We start from the raw sequence: 21044 nt of genomic DNA on the forward strand, positions 1-21044 counted from the left end.
ACTCCTTTGAAAGAAGACCGCTTGCCCATGCCTATTTCATTCAAACGCCGTCCCTTGCTGCGCGTCCTGCTGACGGGGCTGATGGTCGCCCTGCTGGCGCCGTCCAGCTTCGCCGCCGAACCGGCCAAACGCCTGCGCATCGGCATTACCCTGCACCCTTACTACAGCTACGTGAGCAATATTGTCGGCGACAAGGCCGACGTTGTGCCGCTGATCCCGGCGGGCTTTAATCCGCATGCCTATGAGCCGCGCGGCGAGGACATCAAGCGCATCGGTTCACTGGACGTGATCGTGCTCAACGGTGTCGGCCACGACGACTTTGCCGACCGCATGATCGCCGCCAGTGAAACGCCGAACATCAAGACCATCGAGGCCAATGCCGATGTGCCGTTGCTGGCGGCCACCGGGGTGGCGGCGCGAGGTGCCGGCAAAGTGGTCAACCCGCACACCTTCCTGTCGATCAGTGCATCCATTGCGCAGGTCAACACTATCGCCCGAGAGCTGGGTAAGCTGGACCCGGACAATGCCAAAACCTACACCGCCAACGCCCGCGCCTACGGCAAACGCCTGCGTCAGATGCGCGCCGATGCGCTCGCCAAACTGACCAAGGCACCCAACGCCGACCTGCGCGTGGCCACGGTGCATGCCGCCTACGACTACCTGCTGCGCGAATTCGGCCTGGAAGTCACCGCCGTGGTTGAACCGGCGCATGGCATCGAGCCCAGCCCGAGCCAGTTGAAAAAAACCATCGACCAACTGCGCGAACTGGACGTGAAGGTGATCTTCTCGGAGATGGATTTCCCATCCACCTACGTCGAGACCATTCAGCGTGAATCCGGGGTCAAGCTGTACCCGCTGTCGCATATTTCCTATGGCGAATACACCGCCGACAAATACGAAAAGGAGATGGCCGGCAACCTGGACACGGTGGTACGGGCCATTCAGGAGTCGGGCGCATGACGGCCGCACAGCACCTCGACATCGCCAGCCAGGGTCCGGGCATCGAATTCAATCAGGTCAGCCTGACCCTCGGGCGCACCACGATTCTCGATCAGGTTCACTTCAATGTGCGCGCCGGCAGCGTACACGCACTGGTCGGCCCGAACGGCGGTGGCAAAAGCTCGCTGATCAAGACCCTGCTTGGGCAGACACCGCATCAGGGCCAATTAAGCCTGCTGTGGCCTGCTGCTCCAGGACTGATTGGCTATGTACCGCAGGTGCTGGAGTTCGACCGTGGCCTGCCGATGACCGTCGACGATTTCATGGCTGCGATGTGTCAGCGACGCCCGGCGTTTTTGGGCTTGTCGAAGCACTACGCGGCAGCGATTGGCGAGGCACTGGAACGGGTCGGGATGCAGGACAAGCGCAAACGGCGCATGGGCGCGCTTTCCGGTGGCGAACGGCAGCGCGTATTGCTGGCGCAGGGGCTGATTCCTGCCCCGCAATTGCTGGTGCTGGATGAGCCGATGTCGGCGCTGGATGAGGCGGGTATTCAGGTGTTTGAGCGGTTGTTGGGCGACTGGCGCCGAAGCGGAGTCACGGTCCTGTGGATCGAGCATGACCTGGATGCCGTCAGGCGTCTGGCCGATCAGGTCACGGGGCTTAACCGACGCATCCTGTTCGACGAGCCGGCCGCCACCGCGCTGACCCCGGAACGCCTGCTGACGCTGTTTTCCGCGCACCCGCGCACGATGGATAGCAGCGCCGGGAGGATCGCGTAATGGATTACGAAACCTTTCGCCTGTTCATTCAGGGCCTCGCCTCGTCCGGGTATCTGCCGGAGGCGCTGGCTTATGGCTTCGTGGTCAACGCCCTGCTTGCGGGCCTGTTGATCGGCCCGGTGCTGGGCGGTCTGGGCACGCTGGTCGTGGTCAAGCGCTTTGCGTTCTTCTCTGAAGCGGTGGGCCATGCGGCACTGACCGGCGTGGCCATCGGCATTCTGCTCGGTGAGCCGTACACCGGGCCTTATGGCGCGCTGTTCGGCTATTGCCTGCTGTTCGGTATCGTCCTCAACTACCTGCGCAACCGCACCGGGCTGGCACCGGACACGCTGATCGGCGTATTCCTGTCGGTGTCCCTGGCGCTGGGCGCGAGCCTGCTGCTGGTGCTGGCTGGCAAGATCAACGTGCACATCCTGGAAAACGTGCTGTTCGGCTCGGTACTGACCGTCAACGGCAATGACCTGCTGGTGCTGCTGATCGTCGGTTCGCTGGTCATGGGCCTGAGCCTGCCGCTGTACAACCGCATCATGCTGGCCAGCTTCAACCCGCAACTGGCTGCGGTGCGCGGCGTGGCGGTGAAGACGCTGGATTACCTGTTCGTGATTCTGGTGACGCTGATCACGGTCGCTGCGGTGAAAGTCATTGGTGCAATTCTGGTCGGTGCGTTGCTGGTGATTCCAGCGGCGGCGGCACGCCTGTTGAGTCAGTCGCTCAAGGGTTTTTTCTGGATTTCGGTCGCCATTGCAACATTCAGCACCCTGTGCGGCATCCTGCTGCCCATCGTCTTCGACCTGCCCGTGCCGTCCGGCGCGGCAATCATTCTGGTGGCGGGCATGGCTTTCGCCCTCGCCGCCATCGCGCGCGGCACGCTGCCGAGCCTGAAAGGGAATATTGGATAAATGCTTACATTACGTACCTTGACCCTGGCGCTGGCCATGACCGGCCTGTTCAGCAACAGCCTGTATGCCGCCGACGCCAAAACCGACAACGCAAAACCGGTACGGGTGCTGGCCAGCCTGCCGATCACCTATGGCCTGGGCGAAATACTGCTCAAGGACAGTGGTGTGATGCTGGAACGCGCTGCTGCGGCCAATCTGCCGGGCTCGCGTCAGACGGCGTATTTCACCGGGCGTGGTGCCGATGCGTTGCGCGGGCTGGCCACCAACGCCGACGCGGTGATCGGCTTGCGCTCAATCTGGGCCGATGACCCGCTCTACCCCAATGCACGGCGCAGCAATATTCGTATCGTCGAGATCGACGCCGCACGTCCGGTGGACGGCAGCTTGCCAGGCATCGCCGTACAGCCGGGCCAAGGCACTGACGGGCTGAACAGTCAGCCGTGGCTGGCGAGCAATAATATGGGGCGCATGGCCGATGTGCTGGCGGCGGACCTGGTGCGCCTGGCACCGAGTGCGAAGCCGAAGATCGAGGCCAATCTGGCGGCGTTCAAGCAGCAATTGCTCAAGCTGAGTGCCAGCAGCGAAGCGGCACTGGCCGGTGCAGACAATTTGAGTGTGGTGAGTTTGTCAGACCGCTTCGGCTACCTGATCAGCGGGCTGAATCTGGAGCTGATCGACACTCAGGTGTTGACCGACGAACAGTGGACGCCCGAGGCATTGAGCAAACTGAGCGCGACCCTCAAGGATAACGACGTGGCGCTGGTGCTTGATCATCGTCAGCCGCCAGAGCCGGTAAAGGCTGCAATTGAAGCGGCAGACAGCAAGTTGCTGGTATTGGGGATTGATGGCGCTGATCCGCTGACGGAGTTGCAGGGGGATATTCAGGGGGTTATCGGAGTGCTGGCTGGCAAGGGGTGAGGTTATCGTTGCTCACGCTCCGGCAGATCTCGACGCTCTGCGTCGCAAAGAGGACGCGGAGCGTCCAGAACGGCATGACGACGCGGAGCGTCGCACGATAGTCAGTTATCGTTGCGCACGCTCCGGCGTGGGGAATGCAGGTCTCGACGCTCTGGGTCGCGAGAGGACGCGGAGCGTCCAGAACGGCATGACGACGCGGAGCGTCGCACGGTGGTCAAGGCTGTACCGGCCTCTTCGCGAGCAAGCTCGCTCCCACAGGACTTATGTATAACGCTCAATCAAGCCGTCTGCGCTTCCATTTTCTGGCGCAGGCTCAGGGGGCGCATGTCGGTCCAGACTTCTTCGATGTAGGCCAGGCATTCTTTCTTGAAGCCGCTTTTGCCCACGGTGCGCCAGCCGTTGGGGATCGCCTTGTAGTCGGGCCAGATGGAATACTGTTCTTCGTGGTTGACTACAACTTGAAAGACGATGTCTTCCCGATCGAATACTGAAGTCATTGCTGCTCTCCATGTGTGTTCAGGGCTGCCGTGCCAATTCATGGCAGCTATAGGGATTGAACGTATCACTACGTCGAAAAATTAAACCTGGGCGACAGCGGCATTCAACGCGCGACCGAAGATCTCTGCCACCTCGTCGATCTGCTCGGCGGTGATAATCAGCGGTGGCAGAAAACGTACCACACTGGCATGTCGCCCACCCAGCTCCAGAATCAGCCCGCGCTTGAGGCATTCACGCTGGATCAGCGGGGCCAGACGCGCAAATACCGGCGGATGACCCTGTGCATCGCATGCACCGGACGGGTCGACCAGCTCGACACCAAGCATCAGCCCGCGCCCGCGAATATCGCCCAGTTGCGGGAAGTCACGCTGCAAGGCACGCAAATGCCTGGACAGCCGCGCGCCCATGGCTGTCGCGTGTTCGCAAATAGAGTGCTCCTGAAGATAGCGCATTACGGCAGAACCGGTAGCCATGGCCATCTGGTTGCCGCGAAACGTCCCGGCGTGTGCGCCCGGCAGCCAGGTGTCCAGCCAGGAACGATAGACTACAACCGCCAACGGCAAGCTGCCGCCGATGGCTTTGGACATGACCACCACGTCCGGGATGATCCCGGCATGCTCGAAGGCAAACATCTTGCCGGTGCGCGCGAAACCGCTCTGGATTTCATCGACGATCAGCGCCACGCCGGCCTTTTCGGTGATACGCCGCACGCCGCGCAGCCAGTCCAGATCAGCAGGGATCACTCCGCCCTCGCCCTGCACCACTTCAAGGATGACCGCCGCGGGCAATTGCACGCCAGCTTCCGGGTCGTTGAGCAGGTTTTCCAGGTAATGCAGGTTGGCGCGCACGCCCTGTTCGCCGCCGAGCCCGAACGGGCAGCGGTAATCATAGGGGTATGGCAGAAACTGCACGCCTGTACCGAGCAACGCACCCAGCGGCTTTTTCGGCCCCAGGCTGCCCATCAGGCTCAACGCGCCCTGGCTCATGCCGTGATAACCCCCCTGAAATGACAACACCGTGCTGCGTCCGGTAGCGGTACGCACCAGCTTCAACGCGGCTTCCACCGCATCGGTACCGGTCGGGCCGCAAAACTGAATCTTCGCGTCATTGGCCAGCGCTGGTGGCAGCAGGCCGAACAGGTCCTGAACGAACTGGTCCTTGACCGGCGTGGTGAGGTCCAGGGTGTGCAGCGGCAACTCGTCGGTGATCACTTGCTGGATCGCTTCGATAATCACAGCATGGTTATGCCCGAGCGCCAGGGTGCCCGCGCCTGCCAGGCAATCGATGAAGCGCCGCCCTTCGACGTCCTCGACGTGAATACCTTTGGCGCGTTTGAGCGCCAGCGGTATGCGCCGCGGGTAGCTGCGTGCGTTGGACTCCTGGCGACTCTGCCGGGCCAGCAGTGGCGACTCGTCGAACTGGTAGAGCATCTCAGCCGCAGCCGGGGCAACCCGTGTCGGCTGATCATCGATAAACCTGGTAGCGACTGACATCTGTGCAACCCTCAATACGAGTCTTGAATAACCTGAAGCATGGGCGTCGGCGCATGCCGACTCAGGTGTGTGTTCGGTCCTTTGAAAACGCGCCAGCGAGCTGCGGATTTACACCCGGTAACGAGTTTTTTATCCGCAGCCCCGTCGCTCCGACGAGAGGCTGATCAGAGCCCTTCCAGTTCCGCCATCAAGTCCGCCAGACGGTCGAATTTCTGCTCGTCGACCTGCGCTCCTCCAAGGCTTTCCAGGTGCTGCGCCAACGCCTGAACGGTGTTGAATTCGAACATCGCCCGCAACGGCACGTTACGCTGCAAGCGCTTCTGCGCTCGGGTCACCACTTGGGTCGCGAGCAGCGAGTGCCCGCCCAACTCGAAGAAGTTGTCGGTAATGCCCACGCGCTCGACCTTGAGCACATCAGCCCAGATCGTTGCCAGCTGCTGCTCCATTTCCGTCTGTGGTGCCAGGTAATCCTGCTGCGCCAGGCTGACGTCCGGCGCCGGCAGGGCCTTGCGGTCCAGCTTGCCGTTCGGGGTCAGCGGCATGGCCTCCAGTAGCACCAGATGCGTCGGCACCATGTAGTCCGGCAGGCTGGCCTTGAGGTGGCCTTTCACCTCGTCACGCAGGGCCTCATGATCCTGCGTCGCGAAGCGCGGCACCAGATAGGCCGCCAGCACCTTGCCCAATGGGCCGTCGACGTCCAGCACCACTGACTCACGGATAGCGGGATGCTCCAGCAGACGGGTTTCGATTTCGCCCAGCTCGATGCGATAACCACGAATCTTCACCTGATGATCGACCCGGCCGACGTACTCCAGCACGCCGTCCTTGCGGCGCCGCGCCAGGTCACCGGTGCGGTACAGACGTTCGCCCGGCGCACCGAACGGATGCGGTACGAACACCGGAACGGTGCGCAGCGGATCAGCGACATAACCACGACCGACACCGGCCCCGGCCACACACAGCTCACCAACCGCACCCAGCGGCACGAGGTCCAGCGCATCATCGAGCAGGTACAGACGATTATTGTCGGTCGGCGAACCGATCGGCAGATAAGCGCTGCGAGTGGACTGCGCATCGACCCGGAAGAACGCCACGTCATCAGAGCATTCAGCCGGACCATAGGCATTCACCAGGCCGATCTGCGGGTAACATTGCAGCCACTGGCTGGCCAGTTCCGGCGGCATGGCTTCACCGGTCGGCAACATCCAGCGCAGGCCGTCGAGCGCTGCCTGCGGTTCGGCGAGCAGGCCGTTGATCAGCGACGGCACGCTTTCCAGCACGCTGATGCGCTGTGCCTGAACATGCGCCAACAGCGCCTGCGGATCGCGGGCGATGTCGTTCGGCACGATGTCCACCCGAGCACCGAACAGCGGCGCGGCGAGGAACTGCCAGACCGAAATGTCGAAACTCTGCGAGGCGGTCTGGGCGATCACATCGCGGTCGCTCAGGCTCAGGTAAGGCACCTTGCTCAACTGGTTATTGAGCATGCCGCGCTGCTCGACCATCACGCCCTTCGGCAGCCCGGTGGAGCCTGAGGTAAAGATTACATAAGCGAGGTTGTCCGGCGCGCTGTAGCGACCAGGATCGTGCTGCGCGGAATCGCTCTGCTGCACGTCTTCCCAGACCCGCAACTGCGGTCGGCGCCCTTCGGGCAGTGCTTCGAGCAGCGCCCTGCCCTGTTCCAGGCACTCAGCGCTGCACACCAGCAGCGGTGTGGCGCTCTGGCCGATGATGCCGCTCAGACGGGCGTTCGGCAGCGCCGGGTCCAGCGGCAGGTAACCGGCACCGGCCTTGAAGCTGCCGATGATCATGCCGAGCAATTCAACACCGCGCTCGGCCAGTAAGGCAACCGGCTGATCGAACCCGACACCGGCCTCGATCAGGGCATGGCCCAGACGGTTGCTGGCGATATTCAGCTCGGCATAGCTGAGCTGGCGCTCCAGGCAACTGACCGCAATGCGCTCCGGATGCGCCGCGACCTGCGCTTCGAACAGCTCGACATAGCTTTTATCCAGCGGGTAAGCATGGTCACTCTGGTTGCAACCGTCGATCAGGAAAGCGCGTTCCTGCTCACTGACCAGCGCCAGTTCGGCCATGTCGCCATGAAAGCCTTCGACCAGCGCCAGCAGCAGGCGCTTGAACTCACCGAGCATGCTCTGCACGGTGGATTCGTCGAAATAGCGCTGGTCGTAGGACAGGTGCAGACCCAAGTCATCGCCCGGATAGCAGACTGCGGTCAGCGGGTAGTTGGTGTGGGTACGACCGGAATCCGAGGTGGCATTCAGGCTTTGCGCACGGTCCAGCACCGAGACCTCGACCGGCGCGTTCTCGAACACGAACAGGCTGTCGAACAGTGGCTGGCCCTTGGGCAGCTCGCTGTTTTCCTGAATGGTCACCAACGGCAGGTATTCGTACTCGCGCAGTTGCATGTTGCTGTCCAGCAACTGGCCGAGCCACTGGCGAACGCTGCAACGCTGGTCGTCAGCCGGCATGCCGACACGCAGGGCGATGGTATTGATGAACAAGCCGACCGTGCGCTGCATCTGCGGCAGTTCCACCGGCCGCCCGGCCACGGTAACGCCGAACACCACGTCGCGCTCACCGCTCATGCGCCGCAGGGTCAGCGCCCACGCCGCCTGGGCGAAGGTGTTGACGGTGAGTTGATGCTGCTGCGCCAGTTCGCGCAGCTGTGCACCGTCGTGTTCATCGAGACGGGTGTAGCAGTCGCCCACCACCATGCCACCGCTGTCGCCGGCATGTTCACGCAGGAACGGCCGGTCGCTGGGGATCGGCGTCGGTCGTTCGAAGCCGCGCAGGTTATCTCGCCACCAGTCACGCGCCTGCGTCAGTCCTCGGCGTTGCAACCAGCCGATGTAGTCGCGATAGCGCGGTGCGGGGGCCAGTTGCGCATCGCGGCCTTCGCCCAGCGCAGTGTAGATGTCGAAGAAATCGTTCATCAGCAGCGAGCGGCACCAGGCATCGATCAGGATATGGTGGTTGCTCATCATGAACCAGTAGCGCGCCTCGTCGACGCGGATCAGGCGCAGGTGGAACGGCGGCTGATCAAGCAGATTGAAACCGGCCTCGCGCTCGGACTTGAGCAAGGCCTGCAGACGCGGCTCCTGCTGGTCCTCCGGTACGTCACGCCAGTCCAGATAATCAATCGGCGTGCTGCCCGGCTTGTGAATGACCTGCAACATGGTTTCGCCGATATCCCAGCAGAACGAGGCGCGCAGCGCTTCATGACGGGCGATCACCGCCTGCCAGGCCTGGGCAAAACGCTCTGGGTCGAGCGCGCTGTTGATGCGGTAGCGGTCCTGCATGTAATACAGCCCGGTGCCCGGCTCAAGCAGCGTGTGCAGCAGCATGCCCTCCTGCATCGGGGTCAGTGGGTAGACGTCTTCGATGTGGCTTGGCGGAACCGGCAGCGCGTCGAGCTGCGCCTGATCCAGAGCAGCCAGCGGGAAGTCCGACGGCGTCAGGCCGCCGCTGCCATCGGCCAGGCAATGGGCAATCAGCGCCTGCAGGCAGGCCAGGTAATCCTGTGCCAGCGCTTCGATGGCAGCCGGTTCATAGCGCTCGGCACTGAAGGTCCAGCGCAGCAACAACTCGCCGCCATACACCTGACTGTCGATGCTCAGTTCGTTGGGCAGCGGCGCCTGCGGGTCGTGGGCCGCGCCTGGCGACTCTTCCAGCGGACGGAACAGCGCGTCGTCAGCGAAGCTCTGATCGAACTGGCCGAGGTAGTTGAAGGTGATCGGCGCCACCGGCAGCGCCTGCATGGCAGCCTTGCTGGCACTGTCGGCCAGGTAGCGCAGCACGCCATAGCCCAGCCCCTTGTGCGGCACCTGACGCAGTTGCTCCTTGATCGCCTTGATCGAGTCGCCCGGTGCCGAATCGGCAGCCGGCGCTGGCGTCAGGCGCAGCGGATAGGCGCTGGTGAACCAGCCCACCGTGCGGGTCAGGTCGATGTCATCGAACAGGTTTTCACGGCCGTGACCCTCAAGCTGGATCAGCGTCGACGGCTGCCCGCTCCAACGGCAGACCACCTGGGCCAGCGCGGTCAGCAGCAGGTCGTTGACCTGGGTTCGGTAGGCACTCGGCGCCTGTTGCAGCAATTGCCGGGTACGTTCGGCATCCAGTCGCACGCTGACCGTCTGCGCATGCAGATTCTGCTGACCGCCCTGCGGGTTATGGCACGGCAGAGTCGTCGCAGGACCGCCCAGCTGGCGCTGCCACAGCTGCAGTTCTTCACGTAACGATTCATTGCCTGCATAGGCCTGCAGACGCGCGGCCCAGTCGCGGAAGGCGCTGGTCTTCGCCGTAAAGCGCACAGACGCCGCGTCGCGCAGTTGACGATAAGCGTTTTGCAGATCGTCGAGCAGCACACGCCACGACACGCCATCGATCACCAGGTGATGAATCACCATCAGCAACCGTTGCCGGCCCTGCGGCCCATCGACCAGCAAGGCGCGCAGCAGCGGACCGTCTTGCAGATCGAGACTGCGCTGGGTGTCGGCGTACAGAGCTGCGCATTCGGCCATGTCGGTGACCCGCGCCCGAATCAACAGGGTGTCGGCGGTCACTGCGCGGTGTTCTGCCTGCCACGTACCCTCGTGCTCGGTGAAACTCAGGCGCAGGGCATCGTGTTGTTCGAGTAGCGCACGCAACGCCTGCTCCAGCAGGTTCGGGTCCAGGGCGCTGAGCGGCTCCAGCAGCAGCGACTGGTTCCAGTGCTGACGCTCGGGGATAGGCGTGTCGAAAAACCAGTGCTGAATCGGCGTCAGGCCGCAAGCACCGTCAAGCTGGCCCTGCTCGGCCTGAATCAATTCGCGGGTGGTCGCCACGGCAGCCAGGGTCTGTACGGTCTGGTGCTGGAACAGATCACGCGGGCTGAAATGAATGCCCGACTGACGCGCCCGGCTGACCACCTGAATCGACAGGATCGAATCGCCGCCCAGTTCAAAGAAGTTGTCGTTGAGGCCGACTTTTTCCACGTTCAGCACCGCACACCAGATTGCCGCCAACTGCTGTTCCAGCTCACTGGCGGGCGCTACGTAGTGTTGACGATTGAGTTCCGGGTCTGGTGCAGGCAAGGCGCGGCGGTCGAGTTTGCCGTTGGCGGTCAGCGGCATGCTGTCGAGCAGGATCAGGTGGGTCGGCACCATATAGTCCGGCAGTTGCGCCTTGAGGTGCGATTTGAGCGCTTCACGCAATTGCGTCTGCTGCTCGTCGCCCTGCCCGGCCACATCGCTGACCAGATAGCCCGCCAGTTGCTTGCCCGACGGCGTGTCCAGCGCCAGCACAATGGCTTCGCGGATCGCTGCATGCTCCAGCAGACGGGTCTCGATTTCACCCAGCTCGATGCGGAAGCCGCGAATCTTCACCTGATGGTCGATACGCCCCAGGTATTCCACCAAACCGTCGGCGCGCTGGCGCACCAGATCACCGGTGCGGTACAGACGCCCGCCGTTGCTGGCGAATGGATCGGCCACGAAGCGTTCGGCAGTCATGCCGGGGCGCTGGTGATAGCCCTGCGCCAGGCCCGCTCCGCCGATGTACAGCTCACCGCTCGCGCCCTGGGGCACCAGCGCCAGATCGGCGTCGAGAATGTACGCCACCCTTGTGCCGACCACGCGACCGATCGGCACGCTGGCTTCGCCCTCCTCCAGTTGCTGCGGGGCCAGGCTGGCCAGCGGCATGACCACGGTTTCGGTCGGGCCATAAGCATTGAACAACAGCTCGGGCTGGAACACTGCACGGATACGTTGCAGGTGTTCGCCGGTCAGCGCTTCGCCGCCGGTAATGCACATGCGCACCGGCAGGGTCTGGCCCTGGGTTGCCAGCCACTGCGCCAACTGGCTGCCATAGCTGGGCGTGAAGCCGAGAATATTGACCTGCTGCTGGCGAATCAGCGTGCATATTTCTTCAGCGTCCCACTGCCCCTGAGCACGCAGCACCACGCGTGCACCGCTGAGCAAGGGCACCAGCAGGCGCTCGGTGGCAGCATCGAAATTAATCGAGTAGAAATGCAGCTCGCAGTCGTCAGGGCGCATGTCGAAGCGCCGGATCACCGCCTGGCAATGCATGGCGATTTCACCGTGGGACACCACCACGCCTTTGGGTTTGCCGGTCGATCCGGAGGTGTAGATCAGGTACGCCTGGTGCTGCGGCAGGTTTATGAACGGCAGCTCACAGGTTGGGCAGGACGCCAGCAATGGCTGATCATCTTCCAGGCACCAGCGGGCAACACCCTCAGGCAACTCACCCAATGCGGCAAACAGGGCACGATCGCTCAGCAGCAGCCCGACGCCGCTGTCTTCGATCATGTAGTGCAGGCGTTCCAGCGGGTATTCCGGGTCGAGCGGCACGTAGGCACCGCCAGCCTTGAGGATCGCCAGCAGGCCGACGACCATGTCCAGCGAGCGCGGCAGCGCCAGACCGACGCGAACCTGCGGGCCGACGCCGCGCTCGCGGAGCATCCAGGCCAATTGGTTGGCCTTGGCGTCCAGCTCGGCGTAGCTGAGGGTTTGCCCGGCGAAGGTCAGCGCTGGCGCGTCTGCACGCCGTTGTGCCTGTTCGGCGAACAGGCTGTGAATGCACTGGTCGAGCCGCTGCTCACCCGCTTCGACGCCGAGGCTGTCGAGCAGTTGCTGACGCTCTGTGTCCTGCAGCAGCGGCAATTCACTCAGGCGTTGTTGTGGATCAGCGAGCAGCGCCTGCAGCAGGTTCAGCCAGTGCTCGGCCATCTGCGCGATGCGCGGTTCGTCGAACAGATCGGTGCTGTAGGTCAGGCAGCAACCCAGTCGGTGATCCAGCTCGGTGACTTCCAGATTGAGGTCGAACTTGGTGGCCCGCGCATCGTTGACCAGGTACTCGACGGTCATGCCCGCCAGTTCGCGACTCTGCTGGAATTCCCAGCGCTGCACGTTGCACATCACCTGAAACAGCGGGTTGTAGGCGGCGCTGCGTGGCGGTTGCAGGGCTTCGACCAGATGATCGAACGGCAGGTCCTGATGTGACTGGCCTTCGATCACCGTGTGGCGAACCTGTTCGAACAACTGGGCGACGCTCATCTGCCCGTCAAGCTGCACGCGCAGCACCTGGGTATTGAGGAACGCGCCGATCAGCCCTTCGCTTTCCGGACGGATGCGGTTGGCCACCGGTGCGCCGATGCGCAGGTCGTTCTGGCCGCTGTAGCGGTAGAGCAATACCGCCAGGGTGGCGGTCATGGTCATGAACAGGGTCAGGCCATTGCGGGCATTGAATGCACGAACTTTTGCGGCCAGGTCGGCGTTCAGGTCGAAGCGATACAGTTCGCCCTGATGGCTTTGCACCGGCGGACGCGGCCGGTCCGCAGGCAGCTCCAGTAATGGGTGCTCGTTGCCCAGCTGTGCGGTCCAGTAATCGAGCTGGCGCTGGCGTTCACCGGCTTCCATCCACTGCCGTTGCCAGACGCTGTAATCCAGGTAGTGCACTGCCAGCGGTTCCAGCGGCGAAGGTCGTCCTTCGAGGAAGGCCTCGTAAAGCTGCCCCAGTTCGCGGGCGAAAATGTCCATCGCCCAGCCTTCGGTGACGATGTGGTGCAGGGTCAGGACGAAGTAATGCTCAAGGTCGCTCGACTTGACCAGACACGCGCGCAGCAACGGTCCGGTTTCCAGATCGAAGGGCTGGTGCGCCTCACTGTCGGCCAGCGCCTGAATGCGCTGCTGACGAAGCTCGGCGGGCAATGCCGAGTAGTCCTGCCATTGCACGCGCAGGCCGGACTGCTCGCTGACCTTCTGGCACGCTACGCCGTTGACGCTCGGGAACGTGGTGCGCAGGGTTTCGTGGCGCAGAATCAAGGCTTGCAGCGCTGCCTCGAAACACTCGATGTTCAGCACGCCTTTCAGGCGCGCCATGCCGCCGACGTTGTAGGCCGGGCTGTCCGGCTCCATTTGCCAGAGGAACCACATGCGCTGCTGGGAATAGGACAACGGCACCGGCTGGCTGCGGTCGACATGGGCAATCGGCTGCAGGCTGCTGCGTGCGCCTGACTGCTGAATGCACTCAACCTGTTCGGCAAACGCGCCCAGCTCGCTGGCTTCGAACAGCGCCCGCAACGGCAGGTCAATGTCGCACGCCTGCCGCACGCGGGAAATGATCTGCGTGGCCAATAACGAGTGCCCGCCCAGTTCGAAGAAATCATCGCGCAGGCCGACACGCGGCACACCCAGCACCTGTCGCCAGACAGCGGCGATCTGTTTTTGCAGATTGGTCTGCGGCTCTACGTGCTCGCGGGTCTGCCATTGCGGCTCGGGCAAGGCGCGGCGATCCAGCTTGCCGCTCGGGCTCAGGGGCATGCTGTCGAGACGCACCAGCTGCGCCGGGACCATGTAATCCGGCAGTTCCAGGGCCAGCGCCGACTTGATCCGCTCGGCCTCGACGCTCTGCCCTGCTTCGGCGGTGTAGTAACCGATCAGTTGCGGCCCGGCAACGGTTTCGCGTAGCAGCACGGCTGCCTGGCCTACGCCTGGCTGGGCCAGCAGGCGGGCTTCGATCTCTTGTGGTTCGACGCGAAAACCGCGCAGTTTGACCTGCTGATCCAGACGGCCAAGGTATTCCAGCGCGCCATCAGTGCCCCAGCGTACCAGGTCCCCTGTGCGGTACAGGCGCTCACCCACTTGCCCCAGCGGATCGGCGACAAAGCGCTCGGCGGTCAGCCCGGGACGCTTCAGATAACCGCGCGCCAGACCGATGCCGCCGATGCACAACTCACCGGCCACCCCGCGTGGCAGCGGATTCAGTTCGCTGTCCAGCACCCGGCACAGCACATTGCCCAGAGGACGGCCGATCGGCGAACGCAGGCCGTCGCTGATCCGGCACTGCCAGTGGGTGACGTTGATCGCGGTTTCAGTCGGGCCATAGCGGTTGTGCAGCTGTACGCCGGGCAGTTGCTCCAGCACCCGGTTGCGCAGCTCGCCGGGCAATGCTTCGCCGCCAGAGAACAGCCGACGCAGGCTGCTGCACTGTTGCGCCAGCGGCTCATCGATGAACAGTTGCAGCAGCGGCGGGACGAAGTGCAGCGTGGTGACCGAATACGCGTTGATCAGCTGCGCGATGCGCTGCGGGTCGCGGTGTTCACCAGGGCCTGCCAGCAGCAGACGGCAGCCGGTGATCAGTGGCCAGAAGCACTCCCACACCGAGACGTCGAAGCTGATCGGTGCCTTCTGCATCAGCACGTCGCTTTCATCCAGCGCGTAGGTGTCCTGCATCCATTGCAGGCGTTCGGCCAGTGCCGCATGGGTGTTGCCGACGCCTTTGGGCTGACCGGTCGAGCCGGAGGTATAAATCACGTACGCCAGGTTGTCGCCGTGCAGGTTCAGACGCGGCGCGCTGACCGGCCAGTTGTCCAGGTGCAGCCTATCCATCGCGACCGTGCACACGCCTTCGGCGCTCGGCAGGTCGCCCAGCAGATGGCTCTGGGTCAACAGCAGTTCGACCCCGCTGTCCTGGAGCATGTAGGCGAGTCGATCCATCGGATAGTCCGGGTCCAGCGGCACGTACGCCCCGCCCGCCTTGAGGATCGCCAGCAGCCCGATCAACAGCTGCGGCGAACGCTCGGCGGCGATCGCCACCTTGATGTCCGGACCAACGCCCTTGTCGCGCAGGTAATGCGCCAGGCGGTTGGCCTGCGTGTGCAGGCCGGCGAAGTCGAGGCTGCCCCCCTCCCACACCAGCGCAATACGTTCCGGGGTCTGCCGCGCCTGGCGGTCCAGCAGTTCAGGCAACCACAACGTGGCCGCTGCGCAAGGCGCGGCGCTCCATTGCGCCTGTTGCTCCTGCTCCTCGGCGCTGAGCAGCTGCACATCACCCAGCGTGAGCTGTGCCTGCTGGCTGACCTGCGTCAGCAGCCGTACATAGTGCCGAGCCATGGCGACGATGGTGTCGTGCTCGAACAGTTCGTCAGCGTAATCGAAAGACAGCGTCAGGCGACCATTGCGGTCCTCCTCGCTGTGCAGTTGCAGATCGAACTTGGCCTCGCGGCTGTGCCACGGCAGTTCTTCGGCCAGCAGCCCCGGCAAACGACGCAGTGCGCCGAGGTCGCGTTGCTGATGGTTGAACATGACTTGAAACAGACCGTGCTCGCGCGCCTGCGGAAACGCTTCGACCAGTTGCTCGAACGGCACGTCCTGATGGGCCTGGGCTTCAAGCGCCGCCTGCCGGGTCTGAGCCAGCAGGGTCGAGAATGGCAGACGCGGGTCCAGCTCTGCGCGCAGCACCAGGGTGTTGATGAAGAAGCCGATCAGGCCCTGGGTTTCATGGCGTGGCCGATTGGCGCCGGGCACACCGATACGAATGTCGGCTTGCCCGCTGTAACGATGCAACAGGGTCTGGAACCCTGCCAGCAGGAACATGAACGACGTCGACTGCCAGGCTTGCGCGGTGTTGCGCACGGCGGTGCTCAGTTCGGCAGTCAAGCGCAGGCTGTAGCGCGAAGCGCTGTGCTGCTGACGGGCCGAACGCGGATGGTCGGTGTTCAGCGTCAGGACCGGTTGTTCATCACCCAGTTGCTGCTGCCAGTAAGCCAACTGGCGCTCGGCCTCGCCGTTCGCCAGCCATTCGCGCTGCCATTGGCCATAATCGGCATAACGTAGCGGTAACGGTGTCAGCTCCAGGGTCTGGCCCTGAACGGCCGAGGCATAAAGGCGCGAGAACTCGTCGATCAGCACATTCAGCGACCAGCCATCGGCAATGATGTGGTGCAGCGTGACCAGCAATTGATGCTCTTCTTCGTCCAGTTGCAACAACGTGACGCGCAGCAATGGACCATGTTGCAGATCGAACGGCAGACGCGCCTGCTGTTCGCGAATTGCCACGGCCCGTGCCTGACGCTCGGTGCTGGGCAGATCGCTGATATCGAGGGTGTCGAGGTGGAATTCACTGGGCGCGTCGATACGTTGCAGGGCCACGCCGCCCTGTTCGTAGAAGCGCGTACGCAGCGATTCATGACGCTCGATCAGGCGTTGGAAGCTGGTGCGCAATGCAGTGCTGTCGAGTTCACCGCGCAAGTGAAGCCCACCGGGAATGTTGTAGGCGCTGCTGTGCGGATCGAGCTGCCAGAGGAACCACAGGCGGTTCTGGGCCATGGACTGTGGCAGATGCTCGTTGCCGGGCAATCGGGCGATGGCGCTCTGCGTCTGGCTGTCGCCTTGCAAGGCGGCGACCTGCAGCGCTTCGACCTGCGCCGCGAAGGCCGCCAGCGTCGGCGCTTCAAAGAGCAGTCGCAGGTTCAGGTCGATCCCCAGCGCTTCGCGCAGGCGGGCCACCACCTGAGTCGCGATAATCGAGTTGCCGCCCAGCAGGAAGAAATGGTCGTCAGCACTGACCTGCTCACACTGCAACTGCTCGCACCAGACTGTGGCAATCTGCGCTTGCAGGTCCGAGCCGCGGCTTGGGGCACAGCCTGAAAGAGTGGTATCGCTCGCGGGGAACACCGCGTAGCTGTCCAGGCTGCCGTCGGCCAGACGCGTGCGGCAGGCCGAGCGTTGCAATTTGCCGCTGGAGGTCTTGGGCAGCGCGCCCGGATTGAGCAGCACCACGACACTCGGCGCTTCCTGAAACGCCTCGGCCACGGTCTGCCGGATGATTTTAATCAACGCTTCGGGCGTGAGGCTTTTCTGCACGCTGCGACTGATTTCAGCAGCAATGCCGATGCCTTCGTTACCGTCCTGAGTGACGGCAAACGCCGCCACACGGCCTTTGCGCACGACATCCACCTCACTCTCGATGAGCTTTTCGATGTCCTGCGGGTACAGGTTATGGCCACGAACAATCAGCATGTCCTTCAAGCGACCGGTGATGTACAGCTCGCCGTGACGCTGAAAACCCAGGTCGCCGGTGCGCAGCCAGGTCTGCCCGGCATGCTGCACGAATGCCTTGGCGGTGGCCTCAGGGTTGCGCCAATAGCCGTGGGCGATGCTCGGCCCGCTGGCCCAGACTTCGCCAACCTGATTTTCGTCGAGCACCTGCAGGCTGGCCGGGTCGGCAATCAGTACGCCATGCCCTGGCTGGCCTGTGCCGCAGCTCATGACCGGCTGACCGTCGCCCGGTTCTACGACGTTGCGCGCCAGCGCCTGCGCATTCAGGCGCAACGATGGAATACCCTTGCCGCGCTTGCCACCGGCCACGTACAGCGTCGCTTCGGCCAGGCCGTAGGACGCCATGAAGCTGTCAGGCGTGAAGCCGCAACTGGCGAATTTCTCGGCAAATGCCCTCAGGCTGTCTTCGCGAATCGGCTCGGAGCCCGAATACGCCACGCGCCAGCGACTCAGGTCCAGACGCTCCAGCGCTGACTCGCTGACCCGTGCGCTGCACAGCTGGTAGGCAAAGTCAGGCCCACCGCTGATGGTGCCGCCGTATTCACTGATGGCTTCCAGCCAGCGCAATGGCCGGGCAAGGAAGTACGCGGGGGCCATCAGGATGCACGGGACACCGCTGAAAATCGGTTGCAACAAGCCGCCGATCAGGCCCATGTCGTGGTACAGCGGCAGCCAGCTGACAATCACGTCGTCCGGGTTGAGGTCGATGCCGAAGCCGTGGCGGATCAGTAACTCGTTGGCGACCAGATTGCCATGCGTGACCTGCACGCCCTTGGGCAGCGCAGTCGAGCCCGAGGTGTATTGCAGGAATGCGATGTCGTCGGCCTGCAACTGCGGGCCCTGCCAGTCTCGTGCCGGGGCAGCAGGCAACGTGTCGACACAGAGCAGTGGCGGCGCATCGGCGGCGGTCAACTCGTCCATCTGCAGCAAGGCCGGCTGCAAATCGGAACCGGTCAGCAGCAGACGCGGCTCGGCATCGGCGATGATCGACAGCAGGCGCTCCTGGTGATGGCGACGGTTGGATTCCGGCGGATAAGCCGGCACGGCAATGACCCCGGCATACAGGCAGCCGAAGAACGCCGCGACATAGTCCGGCCCGCTATGGAACAGCAGAATCGCCCGATCCCCCGGCACGGCCTGACGTTGCAACGCAGCAGCGATGGTCCGCGCGCGCAGGTCCAGATCACGGTAGGTCAACACCAGGCCCTGGTCTTTCTCATCGGTGAGAAAACGCAGCGCCAGCCGATCCGGCCTGTGCAAGGCGCGACGCTGAAGAGCCTGAGCCAGAGTGTCGGGGAGTTCAAACGCATCCATGATGGGGTTCCTGCTAGATTCGGCGTGCCAGATAAAATCTGAATTTCAAAAAAGACGCGCGCCCTGCAAAGAGGCCGCGCGCGAGGCAAACAGGGTCAACCGGCGGCCCGGTTCATTTGCCGTGAGGTGCTGTTGCGCCAGCGGGCCAGGTGCTGTTCGCAATAGCGCCGCAGCAGACGGAGCAGCTGTGTTTGCTCGTCGACCAGATAAAAGTGATGGCCCTCGAACATGTCCAGAGAGAATCCGGTGCGGGTCTCTTCCTGCCAGTCGAGCAGTTCCTCGACGCTGATGCTGTCCTGTTTGCCGCCAAATACATGGATCGGCACGCTGAGCGGCTCGCGCCTGCCGTACACAAAGCTGCCGCAGAGCAGAAAATCGGCACGCAGGATCGGCAGCATCAACTGCATGAGTTCCTGATTGGCGATGACGTTTTCGCTGGTGCCCTTGAGCGTGCGTAGCCGGTCGATCAGTTGCGCATCGGTCTTGGCGGCGACGTATTCGCTGACATCGCGGCGCACCGGACCGGCAGTCGCTGATGCGAACAGCGCCAGCGGTGCGGGCAGACCGCGCTCGCGCAAGGCGTGCGCCAGCTCAAAGGCCAGCAGCCCGCCCAGACTGTGGCCAAACAACGCATAGGGCTTGTCCAGCTCGGCGCTGATTTCGTCGGCCAGATGATTGGCCAGTTGCACGATGTCGGTCTGCAAGGGCTCGTCCATGCGCATGCCACGACCGGGAAGCTCCAGCGGGCGCACGTTCAGCCACTCCGGCAATTTGCGCCGCCAAGGGCTGTAGAACATCGCGCTGGCCCCGGAATAAGGCAGACAGAACAGCGTCAGGCTCACCGGCGTGCTCATATCGAAACCGCCTGTCTGTGGGCGCGGATGTAAAGGCGGCGATGCGCGTGATCGGAACGCATGGGGTTCTCCTGAGGTATTCCCTGGCCGCAACCGTGGTCGGGCCTGTCACCAATGAGAACGGATGGCGTCTGCAAATAATTAGGCGGATGCACGCAGCGAGAACAGGCACGATGAAAGCGCCCTTTTAAAGTGCACTGATTGGATTTCGCATTTGACAATAATTATCATTAAGGCTAATTTGTCGCCCCATGTGACGGTGCTGCCCCTCCATGCGGCCCTCCCCTCCATTGTTGAAGCAGCAAGGTGAATTCCATGACGGAACACGTAATCACAAGTAAGTGCGACTCACCCTTACTCCAGGCCTTCGTCGATAACTACTTGCTGCTGGTCAAGATTGCAGCCCGCATCGTGGGTTGCCGCTCGCGCGCCGAAGACGTCGTGCAGGATGCCTTTTTCAGACTGCGCTCGGCACCTCAGGCCACGCTGACCTTCAAGGCCCAGCTCAGTTACCTGTTTCAGATCGTGCGCAACCTGGCCATCGATCATTACCGCAAACAGGCGCTCGAACAGAAATACACCGGCCCGGAGGCCGAGGGGCTGAACGTGGTGATTCAAGGTGCCTCGCCGGAAATCTCGCACATCAACTTCTCCAGCCTGGAGAAAATTGCCGATGCCCTGACCGAGCTGCCGCCCCGCACTCGCTATGCATTCGAGATGTACCGCCTGCACGGCGTGCCGCAAAAGGACATTGCCAAGGAACTGGGTGTGTCGCCGACGCTGGTCAACTTCATGATTCGCGATGCGCTGATTCATTGCCGCAAGGTCAATGGCGCACAGGCCGAAGCCTGACAGCGAGCGGTTCAGACAGGCAAAAAAAATCCGGAGCACTGGCTCCGGATTTTTTGTTTTCCGCCTGGCGGATGACAGATCAGCGGCTGACCTGATACTCGGGCTGTACTTCCGGCATCGCCGAGGAGTGGTGGTTGAGAATCTTCCACTCGTTGCCGACGCGGTGGTACAGAAAGGTATAGCGCGCCTGGACTGTGCTCTTCTTGCCGTCAGCGGCGGTCAGGGTGAACGTGTAGACACCACTGTCCACCGCTGCATCCGGACCCAGGCGGCGGATTTCCCGGTAGTTGATCTCACCGGCCGGCTTGAGCGCCAGGAAGTGATCGAAGTAGTCCTTGATCTCCGCAGGCGTTGCCCGGACCTTGTTCGAAACGGTCGGCTGCAGAACTGCGTCCGGTGCATAGAGCGACACTACAGTCTGCGAGCTACCGGTCTTCAGGGCCTTGTTCCAGCGGTCGAACAGACTGGCGATCTCCTTGTCGTTCACGTTGCTTGGGGTCTCGGCCACCATGCGGTAGGTGTAGCCGGAAGGCTCGGCGGCGGCGTGGACCATCGGCGCACTCACAGCCAGCAACAGGGCCAGGGCGGTCAATTTCATTTTCATCGCTACTCTCCTACGGGGATCTGTTCAGGG

Annotated in this window: 10 protein-coding genes; 5 read left to right on the forward strand and 5 right to left on the reverse strand. The window is 63.0% G+C overall.

Going from position 1 to position 21044, the window contains the following annotated elements; all coding sequences use genetic code 11:
- The first annotated feature begins 27 nt into the window (after positions 1-27).
- The 4 genes from LCH65_RS18960 to LCH65_RS18975 are packed head-to-tail and all read left to right on the forward strand — an operon-like array spanning position 28 to position 3538.
- On the forward strand, positions 28-960 hold the full coding sequence (locus LCH65_RS18960) for a metal ABC transporter substrate-binding protein (RefSeq protein ID WP_003371675.1): 933 nt from the start codon (positions 28-30) through the stop codon (positions 958-960).
- Positions 957-1721: a metal ABC transporter ATP-binding protein gene (locus tag LCH65_RS18965; protein ID WP_074808070.1), complete on the forward strand. Its 765-nt coding sequence runs from the start codon at positions 957-959 to the stop codon at positions 1719-1721. The genes LCH65_RS18960 and LCH65_RS18965 overlap by 4 nt, the downstream gene beginning before the upstream one ends.
- On the forward strand, positions 1721-2620 hold the full coding sequence (locus LCH65_RS18970) for a metal ABC transporter permease (RefSeq protein WP_003348835.1): 900 nt from the start codon (positions 1721-1723) through the stop codon (positions 2618-2620). The genes LCH65_RS18965 and LCH65_RS18970 overlap by 1 nt, the downstream gene beginning before the upstream one ends.
- Positions 2621-3538: a zinc ABC transporter substrate-binding protein gene (locus LCH65_RS18975; protein ID WP_074808067.1), complete on the forward strand. Its 918-nt coding sequence runs from the start codon at positions 2621-2623 to the stop codon at positions 3536-3538. It abuts the gene before it with no gap.
- Between the two features lie 278 nt (positions 3539-3816).
- On the opposite strand, the gene LCH65_RS18980 is transcribed toward LCH65_RS18975, so the two are convergent.
- The 4 genes from LCH65_RS18980 to LCH65_RS18995 all read right to left on the reverse strand — a co-directional run bounded on the left by LCH65_RS18980 (position 3817) and on the right by LCH65_RS18995 (position 19558).
- Positions 3817-4035 (reverse strand): MbtH family protein, encoded by a 219-nt coding sequence (locus tag LCH65_RS18980; protein ID WP_003304661.1) that lies wholly within the window; start codon positions 4033-4035, stop codon positions 3817-3819.
- A gap of 81 nt (positions 4036-4116) precedes the next feature.
- Positions 4117-5529 carry an aspartate aminotransferase family protein gene (locus LCH65_RS18985; RefSeq protein ID WP_054081118.1) on the reverse strand — a complete coding sequence of 471 codons (1413 nt, stop codon included), beginning with the start codon at positions 5527-5529 and terminating at the stop codon, positions 4117-4119.
- Between the two features lie 164 nt (positions 5530-5693).
- Positions 5694-18704 carry a non-ribosomal peptide synthetase gene (locus LCH65_RS18990; RefSeq protein WP_260523868.1) on the reverse strand — a complete coding sequence of 4337 codons (13011 nt, stop codon included), beginning with the start codon at positions 18702-18704 and terminating at the stop codon, positions 5694-5696.
- Between the two features lie 95 nt (positions 18705-18799).
- Positions 18800-19558, reverse strand: a complete 759-nt coding sequence (locus LCH65_RS18995) for an alpha/beta fold hydrolase (RefSeq protein WP_065350154.1) — start codon at positions 19556-19558, stop codon at positions 18800-18802.
- 315 nt (positions 19559-19873) lie between these two features.
- Between LCH65_RS18995 and LCH65_RS19000 the strand changes: the two genes are divergently transcribed.
- Positions 19874-20410 carry an RNA polymerase factor sigma-70 gene (locus LCH65_RS19000; protein ID WP_003319375.1) on the forward strand — a complete coding sequence of 179 codons (537 nt, stop codon included), beginning with the start codon at positions 19874-19876 and terminating at the stop codon, positions 20408-20410.
- Positions 20411-20489: 79 nt separating this feature from the next.
- Here LCH65_RS19000 and LCH65_RS19005 read toward each other — a convergent pair whose 3' ends face one another.
- Entirely contained in the window at positions 20490-21014 is a 525-nt protein-coding gene (locus LCH65_RS19005) for an SgcJ/EcaC family oxidoreductase (RefSeq protein WP_003371658.1), read from the reverse strand.
- Between the last annotated feature and the right edge of the window lie 30 nt (positions 21015-21044).

It is taken from the genome of Pseudomonas sp. MWU16-30316 (genome assembly GCF_020515645.1).
In the GTDB taxonomy this organism is placed as follows: Bacteria; Pseudomonadota; Gammaproteobacteria; order Pseudomonadales; family Pseudomonadaceae; genus Aquipseudomonas; species Aquipseudomonas cerasi.